Origin of the sequence: Lactococcus sp. LG1267 (genome assembly GCF_017309545.1) — a bacterium.
Taxonomy (GTDB): Bacteria; Bacillota; Bacilli; order Lactobacillales; family Streptococcaceae; genus Lactococcus; species Lactococcus petauri.
The window spans coordinates 1,785,424-1,797,777 of record NZ_CP071295.1 but is presented as its reverse complement, the minus strand read 5'-3'; the positions used below and the strand labels follow the sequence as shown (position 1 = coordinate 1,797,777).

Genomic DNA, 12,354 nt, shown 5'->3' with positions numbered 1-12,354 from the left:
TAAAAAATAGAAATAGGAAATATAACATGTCTGTAAAAATTCGTTTAACTCGCATGGGTTCAAAGAAAAAACCTTACTACCGTATCAACGTTGCTGATTCACGTTCACCACGTGATGGTCGTTTCATCGAAACAGTTGGAACTTACAACCCACTTGTAGCTGAAAACCAAGTAACTTTGAAAGAAGAACGCGTTATGGAATGGCTTAACAATGGTGCACAACCATCTGATACAGTTCGTAACATCCTTTCAAAAGCTGGCGTTATGAAAAAATTTCACGAACAAAAATTCAGCAAATAATATTAAAAGCGGCTTAAGCCGCTTTTTGTCAATTTCACAATAATTTGGACGATTTTAGTCAGAGTAGAGGTAAGAAATGCAAAAAGATGTGAAAGAACTTGTAATGACAATTGTAAAACCTTTGGTCACAGAACCCAATGCTGTTTCATTGGAAATTATCGAAGGTGAAGAATTTATGGAGTACCATTTGGAAGTAGCGGAAGCTGATATTGGTCGTATCATTGGCCGTCAAGGACGTATCATTCAAGCAATTCGTACAGTCGTTTACTTTGTGCCCGTTGAGGGTAAAAAAGTTCGCCTTTTGGTGGATCAATAAGATATTAAATAAAAGAGCGCAGGTCATAAATCTGTGCTTTTTTATTTAATATCTTGGATTTGTGGCAAAAAACTAGACAATTTTAAATTTGGTTTAAGGAACAGTTAACTCACAAATAAGAAAAGAATAGTATATTAAAGATACGACTTTGAAAAATTGCTAAAAGGTTCTGAAAATGGGAATAAGAGGGATAAACTATGATTAAGCTATATACGGCGGCGGCCAACTCATCATCACAAAAGGTAAGAAAATGGCTTATGGATCATCACTTAGAGTTCCAAGAAATCAATCTCACCAAAGATACACTTACAAAAGAAGAAGTTCTTGCAATCTTTTCTTTAACGGAAGAAGGGTCTGATGATATTATTACACGTAGAGGAAAAGCCATCCAAAATTTAAAAGATGATTTTTATTCTTTAACGATTCAAGAACTGATTCAAGCAATCGTTGATAACCCCCTACTACTTCGTCAGCCATTAATCATAGACAATAGCCATTTGCAAGTCGGCTACCACGAAGAAGATATCCGAAAATTTTTGCCTCGAGAAGTACGGAAAGTTATGATTGAAGACTTTGCTAAAAAAAGAAAATTATAAATAAAAATGCTGATTTAAAGATCGGCATTTTTTTATTTGACAATTTTTAAATAAAGGAGTAATCTATATATGTAAATAAAACATGTTTAATTTACATATATAGAAAGAAGGACTAAAAATGAAAAAATACTCTACATTAAAAGACTTTATCGGCTCACATATGATTTATACCTATGACAATGGTTGGGAATACGAAATTTATATTAAAAATGAGAAAACAATCGATTACCGTATTCATGGCGGAATGGTTGCTGGTCGTTGGGTAAAAGAACAAGAAGTTGACATCGTGATGCTTACAGAAGGTATTTATAAAGTTGCTTGGACCGAACCAACAGGAACAGATGTTGCTTTAGACTTCATGCCAAATGAAGAAAAAATGCACGGTATGATTTTCTTCCCAAAATGGGTACACGAACATCCAGAAATTACGGTATGTTTCCAAAATGACTTTATCGATGTGATGCATGAATCACGTGAAAAATACGAAACTTATCCAAAATACCTAGTCCCAGAATTTGCTACAATCTCGTATATTGCTAATGCTGGAACAGACAACGAAGATGTCATTGCCCAAGCACCATATGAAGGTTTACCAAATGATATTCGTGATGGTAAGTATTTTGATGAAAACTACCAAAAAGTAAACAAATAAGAAATAGAAAGATGAGTTCATTCATCTTTTTTTCATTTATAGCCTGAGAGTGTTTATTTCAATATTATTCCGTTATAATAGAGTTTACATTTACAATTTTCAAAAATTGGGTTATTATGGAATAAGGGAGAAATAAAATGGCCAGTGAAGATAAATTGTCTTATATTATTTTGGGTTTGTTGAAGCATGAACCATTAACAGGATATGATTTAAAGAAAAATTTCGAAAGCGAAGTGGGCGAATTTTGGCAAGCAAATACGGGACAAATTTATCCGACCTTAAGAAAACTTTTTGAGGCTGAAGCAGTCGATTTTGATGTCGAAATTGTTGGTGCCAAATTAAAGAAAAAAAAGTACTACATCACAGATAAGGGGCGTGAAATGTTTGACCAATGGATTCAAGCGCCTGCTGAACTCTATGCTGTTCAAAAGGACGAATTTATGTTAAGGTTGTACTTTTTGAAGAATGACGACGATGTCCGAATTATTGACTTAATTAATGAAGAAATAGAAGTACATAAGAAAAAACTGAATTATCTTCTGCAACGTCAAGCACATATCTTTGGAGGAGATGATCCTAAAGAAAAAGATGGACATTTTTTAGTTTTAGATTTTGCCATCCAAAGAGAAAACTTTCGACTTGATTGGCTACAAAAGGTGAAAAGTAGTCAAGTTAAGTCTGAGAGTCAGAGATAATACGAGCGTATAATAAAAAGCATCTAGAATTCTAGTGCTTTTTTATTAAACAAGCAGTGTCGCAATGAGGACCGGTAAAGTTTTTGCTATAATAGAGAAGAGAGAATTTTTAAGAATGATTAAAAAATAAAGGGGATAATCTATTGACGGTAAATCTTATAATAATAGTATTAATGATTGCTTTTACAGCTTTCTTTGTTGCATCTGAGTTTTCTTTGGTGAAAATACGTAAAAGTCGTTTAGAAACACTGGCAGCTGAGGGCAACAAACAAGCAAAATTAGCTATTGTTGTTGTGGAGCATTTGGATTCATACTTGAGCGCCTGTCAGCTAGGGATTACATTGACTTCTTTGGCTATTGGTTGGGTTGGAGAAAGCACAATTCACGCCTTACTTGCGCCTGTGATTCATTATTTTCCACTGCCTAATACGATTGCAGAAAGCTTTTCAATTGTTTTAGCTTTCTTGCTGATTACTTTTGTTCACGTCGTAATTGGTGAATTGATTCCGAAATCACTCAGTATTTCGAAGACAGAAGCTGTTGTTTTAGCAGTCGTAAGACCTTTGCACTATTTTTACAAGCTTACATATCCCTTTGTCTGGCTGTTGAATGTTTCCGCAAGCTCTATTGGGAAACTCTTTAATCTTAGTCTGGCATCAGAAGGAGAAGAAACACATTCGGAAGAAGAACTCCTTTTGATAGCCAACCAAAGCTTTGCTAAAGGTGAAATTAACGAAAAAGAATACGAGTATCTCAACAAAGTTTTTGAATTTGATGATTTATTAGCCAAAGAAATTATGGTCCCTCGTCTCGATGTGGAAACAATTGCTTCAGATAAAACAATTAAAGAAGCGCTAGAGTTTGCAATTGAAAAAGGACACACGCGTTTCCCAGTCATTGGCAAATCTAAGGACAATATCTTAGGATATGTGACTCTCCAAGCTCTTATTAAGGAGTATCTTGTGTCGCCAATGCAAAAAGTGCGTACGATTGCTCAGGAACCCATTGTCTTTATCGATACTATCCCAGTCAAAATCTTGCTTTCACAAATGCAAAGTGAACACAAACATTTCGCAATTTTGTCTGATGAATATGGTGGAACCAGCGGTTTAGTAACGATTGAAGATATTCTGGAAGAACTTGTGGGTGATATTCAAGACGAGCAAGATCATGAAGAAGAAAATATTGTCGAAGTTGAACCAGGAATTTATCATGTCAAAGGGAAAACTCCTTTATCTGAAATTGAAGATAAGTTTGATACTGATTTCGATAATCCTTCGGCAAGCAATACTATCAGTGGTTATATTATTAATGCTTATCTGGAAAATAGAGAAGAATTTGACGTAGGGAGTATTAAAGTTTTGAATAATTTACAGATAAGGATTCTTGAAATGGACAGGGTGACTCCAAGTGAGTTAGAGATAACTAAAGTAGAAAAAATCATCTAGATTTTGATGATTTGTAGATATTCAAAAGTTCACATAAAAATGTGAACTTTTTTTGATAAATATTTTAAAAAGACATTTCTTATATTTTGTACACTTTTTAATATAAACTTGACAAACCAGATAGGACATGGTAGAATTCTATTTGTTCATGTGAATACAAACACAAGGAGAGATTATGAAAATTTGGACAAAATTAGGATTGCTTGCCATTGTTGGCCTTTCATTAACGGCATGTGGAGGAAATGCTCAAAATAAAAGTACGTCTTCTAGTTCATCAGAAAAGACTGATGCTAAAACAGGCGCCAGCAAAACTATGACTTATGCAGAACCGTCAAGCTTGAAAAAAAGCTATGATGTCATCATCGTTGGTTCTGGTGGTGCAGGGATGACAGCAGCTATCGAGGCGAAGGATGCGGGAATGAATCCTGTTATTCTTGAGAAAATGCCGATGGCTGGCGGAAACACTTCCAAAGCATCTGCTGGATTGAACGCTTCGGAAACATCTGTCGAAAAAGCACAAGGTGTTACAGACTCAAATGATAAATTTTATGAAGAAACACTTAAAGGTGGTGGAGGAACAAATGATAAAGAACTCCTTCGTTACTTTGTCGATCATTCTGCAGCAGCAGTAGATTGGTTAGCACAGAATGATATAGTCCTTGATAATTTAACGACTACAGGTGGGATGAGTGTTTCTAGAACACACCGTCCACATGATGGTTCAGCTGTCGGAGCTTATCTTGTTAAAGGATTAGAAGAAAATATATCTAAACGTGATATTCCAGTTTTTGTTAATAGTGATGTGACAAAAATAAATGAAAAAGACGGAAAAGTCTCAGGTGTCGAAGTTAAAATCGAAGGTGAAACAAAACAAGTTGACTCAAAAGCTGTCGTTGTAACAACAGGTGGATTTGGGGCTAATCAGAAAATGATTGCTAAATATCGTCCTGACTTGAAAGACTATGTCACAACTAATGCAGCTGGTTCTACTGGGGATGGGATTGAAATGATTTCCGCTCTTGGAGGTGCTTTGGTTGATATGGATAAAATTCAAATTCACCCTACTGTTTTCCAAAAAACAGGATATCTTGTATCTGAGTCAATTCGTGGTGAGGGAGCTATTCTCGTAAACAAAGAAGGTAATCGTTTCTTTAATGAAATGGATACACGTGATAAAGTTTCCGCAGCGGAGCTCAAACAAGATGGCAAATATGCCTATGCCATTTTTGGTGAAGGAACAAAGGATAAAGTTAAAGCTGTAGATCAATATATTTCTAAAAATATGGTTGTTGAGGCAGATAATGTTGAGGAACTTGCGAAAAAACTTGATATAAAACCAGAAGAACTTAAAGCAACAGTGACTAAATGGAACAAAGCAGTGGCCGATAAAAAGGATTCAGAATTTGGACGTACAACAGGGATGACCAATGATATTTCTGGAAAGGTTTATGCTATTAAAGTTGCACCAGGAATTCATCACACTATGGCTGGTGTCAAAATTAATACACAAACACAAGTTCTAAAAGAAGATGGTCAACCAATAAAAGGTTTATATGCCGCTGGTGAAGTTACAGGTGGTTTGCACGGTGGTAATCGTATCGGAGGAAATGCAGTCGCTGATATCATTATCTTTGGACGTCAAGCTGGCCAAGAATCTGCAAAATATGCAAAAGCTTAATAAATATTTTCACTTGAAATAAAAAACATCCTAAAGTTGGATGTTTTTCTTTTTATAAAAGTTTTATTTTTCTCAACCAATACCAGACACCACCACTAAGGGCGAGCGAAATCGCCAAAACCAATAGGAAACCAAAGGAGAATTCTTCAAAGGGAAGTTTAAGATTTATGCCCCAAAAGCCATAAATCATGGTTGGTATAGTCAAAACGATAGAAATTTCGGTGAGAGTTTTCATTATGGTATTGAGACGGAAGGAACTTAGATTGTTGACCATTGTATCTAAGCTAGCAAGATATTTATTATAGGCTTGAGTAAGCTTTTTTAAACTGTCTAAATTTTCCTCAAGTTTTATAATGCCGCTATGTCCATTTTCGTCTAAATTCAAAGTATTTTTTTCACGCTTAAAAAATTCTATTATTTTGTCATCACTATCATAGGTTAGGGATAAACTGATTAAATATTTTTTGAGTTGAAGTAATTGACTGAAGAGTGAGCGTGTAGGACCATTATCATTAATCGAGGTCTCTAGTTTTATAATTTCATCCCTAATTTTTTGCGCATCTGCGGTCATTTTAGCAAGAGCTGCATTAATCAAGTCAACCAAAATTTCTTCGGTTTTTAATTCCTTCTGGCAGTCTTTAAGGAATTCTAAGATGAAGTCTTCTTTATCTTCAGTAATAATCATTACTGAATGTTCAAGCTTTAAAATAAGTAGAGAGTCAACCATATGCTCAAATTCAGCTTCCTCCCTCTCTCTTGGATAGAGAAGAAGTAAAGTGATATATCCATTTCCATTCTCTCCCTTATTAAAGAAATAGTTAGCCTCTTTTTTATCATAAAACAAAGAAGAGAGATCCTGTTGATATTGATTATTTAGATGTTTGAAAAATTGACGGTCAGGTTGATAAAAGTAAAATAAGGTATTATCCTCTTCACTTTCAAGGGGAGCTATTTTAGAAGCAGCAACTTCTAAAGCTTTAAGGATTTTATATTTAAACATTGACTTTCCTCCAAAAAGGGTCACTTCCAAAAGTAAAACAAGATATGATAGCCAAAAGGCCCCTATCATAGAGGCCAACTTAGAAGTTAGATTTTTAAGAAAGAAGCGGAAATGCTTACTCTACTCTCCCATTTTCAGGCGTCATGTCGTCAACTTTATCTTTTACTTTATCGACTTGTTTTGAGGTAAATTTTCCTGTCGTTTGCGCTGCGTCAACCACACGATCTTGGACAGTTACTTCGTCATCTTTTTGTTGTTCTTTTGTCTTAATGTCTGTAACTGTTACATTAACTTCTACAACATCTAGGTCTGTCATGTTTGCAACTTCTTTACGGATAACATCCTTGATGCGGTTATAAATTTCTGGAACATTTTTACGGTATTCTGTGATAACTTTCAAATCTACTGCAACTTGTGTTTTGCCCACTTCAACATCAACTCCAGAAGTTACGTCATCCGTATTTACAAGTTTTCCAGTTAAGTTAGAGAAGAAGCCACCTTCAACAGCCAGTAAGCCATCCACGGTTTCTAAAGCTAATCCTACAATTTTTTGGACTACTTTGTCTTCGTAAGTTAATTCTCCTTTGATATCCTGAGTATTTTCGTGATTCTTAGAAGCAGTATGCTCAGTTTCGGCCATTGTTCCAAAGGGTTTCATGTTTTCTTGTACCATTTAATTCTCCTTATTTTTAAGTTATTTCCGATTTTTTAAGTGTTCAATGATTCCAGTCTTTTGTAGAAATAAGCCCGCTATTACACCAAAGCCAATTAATATCAACAGTAGAACCATTTTCCAAAAACCAATAGTGAAGATGGCAATGGCAGCTATACCACCGATAATGCCACCAATAATTGGATATCGATATCTTTCCAGATAATCCATTGACACCTCCTATACAACGCGAGAGCGTTTATTGTTTGTTTCTTTATTTAATGCATTTACTTCAACTTTTATTTTTACAGGTTGATCTACACCAAAGAAAAGTTTTAAGCTATCAATAATCTCTTGTTCGAGCAATCGTGATTTTTCAGCAATTTCGACCCGAGGAATGATTTCCCCCTTCACATCAATGTTTATTTTCTTTTTATAGAGTGTAACATTAATGCGCGGAGATTTGAGAAAGTCATTTTCGAGAACTTTCTCACGGACAAGTCCTTCAATAGCTGAACGTTTTAAAGTGAGTTTTCCACCATGAGTAGGTAGTTCAATATCAATATAGGTACGAGGATAAAATGCAATGATGAGTAAGGCAATTATTAAAATAACAGCCAAGATAGCATTTCCCCAGAATAGATAGACAGGTATGAATTCACCGATATAGACGACTTGACTTGAAGCACTTGTCATATCGCCATACTCCACTAAATTGTAGTAATCCCAAGCTGAAGGAACTACAAGAGAAAGTAGGAGGAGATCAAATACGATGAGAATAAATTTCTTTCCAGATGACACAAGGCCTCCTTTCTAGATGCTTTAACGAAAAAATTAATGACTCATTTTTGATAAAACAAAGGATACAACGGCTACCACAATAACGGCACCAATGATTGAGGGAATCAAAGCCATACCGGCCAATGAAGGCCCCCAGCTTCCGAGGAGGGCTTGACCCACAGCAGAACCGACTAAACCGGCTAAGATGTTGGCAATCCAGCCCATGGAGCCTCCTTTAGTGATGACTCCTGCAATTAAGCCAATGATGGCTCCGACAATAAGTGACCAAATCATAAAATACCTCTTTTCTAGTATGTGCTGACATACATTTCTATTCTTAAACTAACACATCTGGAAAGCGGATTCAAATGATTGGTTTATTATTTTTTCATTATTCCAAAAAAATAAGAGCTTAGATTGCACATATATCTGACTTATGGAGTAATATTCCGAAAATTCAGAAAGATATTGATAGGATTTAAAAAATAAAGGTGATAGAATAATGAAAGGGGATACAAAATTGGTAAATAATACAATTTGTATCTCAAAAAATAGAAAGAAGGAGAAAATTATGATTTTAGGTTTTATTAAGGCAAATTTCCCAGGAGAACGTCGTGTTCCACTATTACCACAAGACATTACAGATTTTGATAATCAATTGCTGATTGAAACTGGATTTGGAGAGTTTTTAGATATTGAAGATGTTGAATATGAAAAAGCAGGGTGTAAAATCCTTTCAAGAGAAGAAGTCTTCAAACAGTCTGAAGCGATTTTTTCATTGAAACTTATCCAGCCAAGTGACTATGACTATATTAAAAAGGGACAAACCATCATCGGTTGGACCCATCCTTATGGCTCTGGTAAGTCTTTTATGAAAGAACAAGCCATTCCTAAAGAGCTTATTGTTGTTGATTTAGATAATAATTTCCCTGCTATTTATTATAAGGATAAAGTCATCGAAACACAGATACCATCAGGTATTATGGAACGTAATAGTTTTTTTGCTGGTTATGCTGGTACTTTAGATGCTCTGCTGAAGTTTGGCATTTTACCAGATGAAAGCACTAGAATAGCAGTTCTTGGCTCAGGAAATGTCTCACAAGGCGCCTTTCATGCAGTTTCAAAATTTTCTTCAAATGTAAAAATGTTCTACCGACGGACACTTCCGGTTTTTAAGGAAACTTTTTGCGCTTACGATATTATCATCAATGGTATCGAAGTTGGAGCGGGTAATGCCCCCATTTTATCCTTAGAGGATCAAAAACAACTGAAGAGAGGAAGTTTCATCATAGATACGGCAGCTGATGCGGGGAATACTATTGAAGGGAACCATTTCACAACAATGAAGGACTCAATCTATAAAGAAAAAGGCATTTATTACTATTGTGTGCCTAATACACCATCTATGGCTTATCGTAATGTTAGTCCAATGCTAAGTAAACAATTGAGTAAATACATTTTTAAAGAAAATGTTGAAATCTTTAAAGAAGCACTGAAACAGAGTAAATAATTAGTGACATAATATAACAATGTAACCTCTAGCTTAAGCTTACCTAAAAATAATAAACAAGTTGTTTGCTTGAATATTATGATTTTGTTAGAATGAAATTGTTATGAAATTATAATATTATTTTAAAGGAAAGAGGTATTTTTATGATTTGGTCACTTATTGTTGGTGCAATTATTGGGGTGATAGCAGGAGCAATCACAAGTAAAGGTAAATCTATGGGATGGATTGCTAATATCTTAGCCGGTTTAGTTGGTTCTGCTGTGGGTCAAGCCCTTCTCGGAAGCTGGGGTCCTTCATTAGCCGGTATGGCTTTGATTCCCTCAATCATCGGTGCCGTTATTGTGGTAGCCGTTGTATCATTCTTCTTGGGTAAAACAAAAGATTAATACAATTCTTATAAAAAATCACTCTTTGGGTGGTTTTTTTCTATGATTAAACAGGCAGATATAGTACAATAATTCTAAAATGTTTTAGAATTAACAAGAAAATCAAGAACAACTTGTATAAGCAAGAAATGCATATCAGGAGGAAAAAGGAAAGTGACTGAAGAAGAACAAGAGCTCGTCTATTTTTGGGATGGTTTTGCTGAAGAATATGAAGAAATACAACAGGAATCGCCTTTCCCGATTGCTCAAGAGTTAGGAAAGTTCCTTGTACAAGAGAAAATTCTACCTTGTCAAACACTTTTAGATATTGCAGGAGGAAGCGGGCGTTACTTGTCCGTATTTCAGGACCAAGTTAAGAAATATACTTTAGCAGATATTTCACCAAAGATGTTAGAACTGGCAAGAGAGAAAAGAAAATCAGGGCATGTCGATTTCCTTAGGATTAGCCAAGAGGCGATGATTAAAACAAATAAAAAATTTCAAGTTGTTTTTTCCGCAATGAATCCTGCTTTGAATCGTCCTGAAAAGCTAAAAGAATTGTGGCAACTCAGTCAAAAGTGGTGCCTTATCTTCCGATTGGTTAAGGATGAAGATAGCTTATTTTCTCCTTATAATCAGGAAGTGAACCCAGAGTTAAAATGGATGGCAGACTACAAAAACTTTCTTCAAAAAGAGAAGCAAGAATTTTTTGTGCAACAATTTACTTTTGAAAAAACAGAAATGATTTCAAAAGCCTTTTTCCACGCGTATTTTGAGGATGAATGCAGTAAACGGGAGTTGGAACGCCGTATAAACGAGCATTTTGGAGTGCAAGAATTATGCAAAAATTACCACAAAGTTGTTTACGAACTGATTTACATTCCATGTGACAAATAGTGACGATAAAGCATAATGCCTTGTACTATATTCATGATTTATGCCTAAGTCGAAAGAAAAACTAAACGCGATTCAAAAAAAGTATAAGTAAAAGCCCAAGAAAATTATTATTTTCTTGGGCTTTTGTTTTACATTACTGGAAAAGAAAAATAAATAAATTTATTCATTATCCTTTTTTAATATGAGTGGAGTTTAATCATGATAGCCGTAGAGTTTTAATTCGCCCGAAATATATTCTCCTAGATAGACTTCAGTAATTTTATGAAAGCCGTTTTCAACGATTTTAGTTTCGAGCCACTCTTCGTTTTTATTTATAATATCTAAAACATCATAGTTGGCTTGTCCGTCTACAATGATCGGGTATTTAATGTTTTCTCCTCCAAATTCGATAATTGTTAATTGACCATTTTGCTCTAAAATTGCGCGCTTTACATTTTGAACTTCATAAATTCCATTAGAGCGTAGCTTAAACATAAGTTCATTTGCAGAAATCCCATTTTTCAAACACTCCGTAACTTTTATTTTTCCATCTTGAATTAAAGTAAGTGGCTTTCCGTCTACGATGACTTTAATATAACGATTATGTTCTTTAGCAAATTTTAGGAGAAGTACAAGAAGAGTCCAGATGATTAAGACAAGGACAAATTGCAAGACGGTTATAGAATCATTATAAATGACACCTCCAATTATCCCACCTAGGACATAATTTTGAACTTGATCCATTGCTGATGAAGGTGCAAGATTACCTTTTCCCATGATGTTAATTTGGATAATTAAACAAACAATTCCGAGGGCAAATTTGATTATTATTGGACTGTATAATTGCATAGCTAACCTTTCTTATTATTTAGAAATAATATTGATTTTATTATTGAGCAGATGGGTTTCGGTGATAGTATAGGATTGCTGATCGGCATTGAGATTGACCGTGTAAAAATCATCTTTTACTTTTACAATGATTCCATCAGTAAGTTGAGTTGAACTTACCAGAATGTCTTTTTGCTCAACCTTCATATTATCTGCAAATTGCTCAACAAAATTGACCATTTGAGAGGATTGAGAATGCCGTGACTGATTAACCTGATAATTTGAATACTGTATTCCAAGAGAAAGGATGAGGAACAAGAAAAAAATGAGACTAAGATCTCGATATTTCGTCTTGATTCGATGCTTCAAATATAACGAAAAAACAACGATAAGTAGTATGAGTGAACCAAAAATGAAAATATACCATAGGTAATCTGTTAATCCCGCTTGTGTTTTCAAGAAACCAATATCATAAAAATTCATAAAACCTCCAATAAACTATCTGCAATTGTCTCTTAATAACCAATATATTATTAAAAAATTCCACAATTATATACTATCATAAACAAACTAATATATATATAAAATATTTTTCATTCATCAACTTAAAATAAAAAACACAATAATTATTTGTATAATTTTAAATAAAATGGTACAAT

General features: G+C 34.5%; 17 protein-coding genes. 10 read left to right on the top strand and 7 right to left on the bottom strand.

The window, feature by feature from the left end; all coding sequences use genetic code 11:
• The first annotated feature begins 26 nt into the window (after positions 1 to 26).
• The 7 genes from rpsP to J0J33_RS08795 all read left to right on the top strand — a co-directional run bounded on the left by rpsP (position 27) and on the right by J0J33_RS08795 (position 5,684).
• The gene (rpsP, locus tag J0J33_RS08825) at positions 27 to 299 is read left to right on the top strand and encodes a 30S ribosomal protein S16 (protein ID WP_004256337.1); all 273 of its coding nucleotides are present in this window, start codon (positions 27 to 29) and stop codon (positions 297 to 299) included.
• 76 nt (positions 300 to 375) lie between these two features.
• Positions 376 to 615 (top strand): KH domain-containing protein, encoded by a 240-nt coding sequence (locus tag J0J33_RS08820; RefSeq protein WP_206887504.1) that lies wholly within the window; start codon positions 376 to 378, stop codon positions 613 to 615.
• A gap of 197 nt (positions 616 to 812) precedes the next feature.
• A complete protein-coding gene (locus J0J33_RS08815; RefSeq protein ID WP_019292392.1) occupies positions 813 to 1,211 on the top strand; it encodes a Spx/MgsR family RNA polymerase-binding regulatory protein in 399 nt (132 codons plus the stop codon).
• A 118-nt stretch (positions 1,212 to 1,329) separates the two neighbouring features.
• On the top strand, positions 1,330 to 1,863 hold the full coding sequence (locus tag J0J33_RS08810; RefSeq protein ID WP_117517332.1) for a phenolic acid decarboxylase: 534 nt from the start codon (positions 1,330 to 1,332) through the stop codon (positions 1,861 to 1,863).
• A gap of 137 nt (positions 1,864 to 2,000) precedes the next feature.
• Positions 2,001 to 2,558, top strand: a complete 558-nt coding sequence (locus J0J33_RS08805) for a PadR family transcriptional regulator (protein WP_019293592.1) — start codon at positions 2,001 to 2,003, stop codon at positions 2,556 to 2,558.
• 143 nt (positions 2,559 to 2,701) lie between these two features.
• Complete coding sequence (locus tag J0J33_RS08800; RefSeq protein WP_206921706.1) at positions 2,702 to 4,006, top strand: hemolysin family protein; 1,305 nt, start codon at positions 2,702 to 2,704, stop codon at positions 4,004 to 4,006.
• Positions 4,007 to 4,181: 175 nt separating this feature from the next.
• Complete coding sequence (locus J0J33_RS08795; RefSeq protein ID WP_086582932.1) at positions 4,182 to 5,684, top strand: flavocytochrome c; 1,503 nt, start codon at positions 4,182 to 4,184, stop codon at positions 5,682 to 5,684.
• 52 nt (positions 5,685 to 5,736) lie between these two features.
• On the opposite strand, the gene J0J33_RS08790 is transcribed toward J0J33_RS08795, so the two are convergent.
• The 5 genes from J0J33_RS08790 to J0J33_RS08770 all read right to left on the bottom strand — a co-directional run bounded on the left by J0J33_RS08790 (position 5,737) and on the right by J0J33_RS08770 (position 8,410).
• A complete protein-coding gene (locus tag J0J33_RS08790) occupies positions 5,737 to 6,684 on the bottom strand; it encodes a magnesium transporter CorA family protein (protein ID WP_195917199.1) in 948 nt (315 codons plus the stop codon).
• A 115-nt stretch (positions 6,685 to 6,799) separates the two neighbouring features.
• Complete coding sequence (locus tag J0J33_RS08785) at positions 6,800 to 7,357, bottom strand: Asp23/Gls24 family envelope stress response protein (RefSeq protein ID WP_019292386.1); 558 nt, start codon at positions 7,355 to 7,357, stop codon at positions 6,800 to 6,802.
• Between the two features lie 21 nt (positions 7,358 to 7,378).
• A complete protein-coding gene (locus J0J33_RS08780; RefSeq protein WP_014024981.1) occupies positions 7,379 to 7,567 on the bottom strand; it encodes a DUF2273 domain-containing protein in 189 nt (62 codons plus the stop codon).
• A 9-nt stretch (positions 7,568 to 7,576) separates the two neighbouring features.
• Positions 7,577 to 8,137, bottom strand: a complete 561-nt coding sequence (gene amaP / locus J0J33_RS08775) for an alkaline shock response membrane anchor protein AmaP (protein ID WP_019292385.1) — start codon at positions 8,135 to 8,137, stop codon at positions 7,577 to 7,579.
• A 33-nt stretch (positions 8,138 to 8,170) separates the two neighbouring features.
• A complete protein-coding gene (locus tag J0J33_RS08770; RefSeq protein ID WP_004256350.1) occupies positions 8,171 to 8,410 on the bottom strand; it encodes a GlsB/YeaQ/YmgE family stress response membrane protein in 240 nt (79 codons plus the stop codon).
• Between the two features lie 277 nt (positions 8,411 to 8,687).
• Between J0J33_RS08770 and J0J33_RS08765 the strand changes: the two genes are divergently transcribed.
• The 3 genes from J0J33_RS08765 (at position 8,688) to J0J33_RS08755 (ending at position 10,888) form a co-directional block, all read left to right on the top strand.
• A complete protein-coding gene (locus J0J33_RS08765) occupies positions 8,688 to 9,626 on the top strand; it encodes a N(5)-(carboxyethyl)ornithine synthase (RefSeq protein WP_206921705.1) in 939 nt (312 codons plus the stop codon).
• Positions 9,627 to 9,769: 143 nt separating this feature from the next.
• Positions 9,770 to 10,012, top strand: a complete 243-nt coding sequence (locus tag J0J33_RS08760; RefSeq protein WP_014024978.1) for a GlsB/YeaQ/YmgE family stress response membrane protein — start codon at positions 9,770 to 9,772, stop codon at positions 10,010 to 10,012.
• Positions 10,013 to 10,165: 153 nt separating this feature from the next.
• Positions 10,166 to 10,888 carry a class I SAM-dependent methyltransferase gene (locus J0J33_RS08755; RefSeq protein WP_117517340.1) on the top strand — a complete coding sequence of 241 codons (723 nt, stop codon included), beginning with the start codon at positions 10,166 to 10,168 and terminating at the stop codon, positions 10,886 to 10,888.
• Positions 10,889 to 11,080: 192 nt separating this feature from the next.
• Here J0J33_RS08755 and J0J33_RS08750 read toward each other — a convergent pair whose 3' ends face one another.
• Together J0J33_RS08750 and J0J33_RS08745 are read right to left on the bottom strand one after the other, a co-directional pair.
• Complete coding sequence (locus J0J33_RS08750; protein ID WP_019292382.1) at positions 11,081 to 11,716, bottom strand: DUF421 domain-containing protein; 636 nt, start codon at positions 11,714 to 11,716, stop codon at positions 11,081 to 11,083.
• Positions 11,717 to 11,731: 15 nt separating this feature from the next.
• On the bottom strand, positions 11,732 to 12,178 hold the full coding sequence (locus J0J33_RS08745) for a DUF3290 domain-containing protein (protein ID WP_019292381.1): 447 nt from the start codon (positions 12,176 to 12,178) through the stop codon (positions 11,732 to 11,734).
• Between the last annotated feature and the right edge of the window lie 176 nt (positions 12,179 to 12,354).

Coding starts and splice junctions, on each gene's coding strand:
- rpsP (WP_004256337.1), top strand. CDS start 27: ATGTCTGTAAAAATTCGTTTAACTCGCATGGGTTCAAAGAAAAAACCT.
- J0J33_RS08820 (WP_206887504.1), top strand. CDS start 376: ATGCAAAAAGATGTGAAAGAACTTGTAATGACAATTGTAAAACCTTTG.
- J0J33_RS08815 (WP_019292392.1), top strand. CDS start 813: ATGATTAAGCTATATACGGCGGCGGCCAACTCATCATCACAAAAGGTA.
- J0J33_RS08810 (WP_117517332.1), top strand. CDS start 1,330: ATGAAAAAATACTCTACATTAAAAGACTTTATCGGCTCACATATGATT.
- J0J33_RS08805 (WP_019293592.1), top strand. CDS start 2,001: ATGGCCAGTGAAGATAAATTGTCTTATATTATTTTGGGTTTGTTGAAG.
- J0J33_RS08795 (WP_086582932.1), top strand. CDS start 4,182: ATGAAAATTTGGACAAAATTAGGATTGCTTGCCATTGTTGGCCTTTCA.
- J0J33_RS08790 (WP_195917199.1), bottom strand. CDS start 6,684: ATGTTTAAATATAAAATCCTTAAAGCTTTAGAAGTTGCTGCTTCTAAA.
- J0J33_RS08785 (WP_019292386.1), bottom strand. CDS start 7,357: ATGGTACAAGAAAACATGAAACCCTTTGGAACAATGGCCGAAACTGAG.
- J0J33_RS08780 (WP_014024981.1), bottom strand. CDS start 7,567: ATGGATTATCTGGAAAGATATCGATATCCAATTATTGGTGGCATTATC.
- J0J33_RS08770 (WP_004256350.1), bottom strand. CDS start 8,410: ATGATTTGGTCACTTATTGTCGGAGCCATCATTGGCTTAATTGCAGGA.
- J0J33_RS08765 (WP_206921705.1), top strand. CDS start 8,688: ATGATTTTAGGTTTTATTAAGGCAAATTTCCCAGGAGAACGTCGTGTT.
- J0J33_RS08760 (WP_014024978.1), top strand. CDS start 9,770: ATGATTTGGTCACTTATTGTTGGTGCAATTATTGGGGTGATAGCAGGA.
- J0J33_RS08750 (WP_019292382.1), bottom strand. CDS start 11,716: ATGCAATTATACAGTCCAATAATAATCAAATTTGCCCTCGGAATTGTT.
- J0J33_RS08745 (WP_019292381.1), bottom strand. CDS start 12,178: ATGAATTTTTATGATATTGGTTTCTTGAAAACACAAGCGGGATTAACA.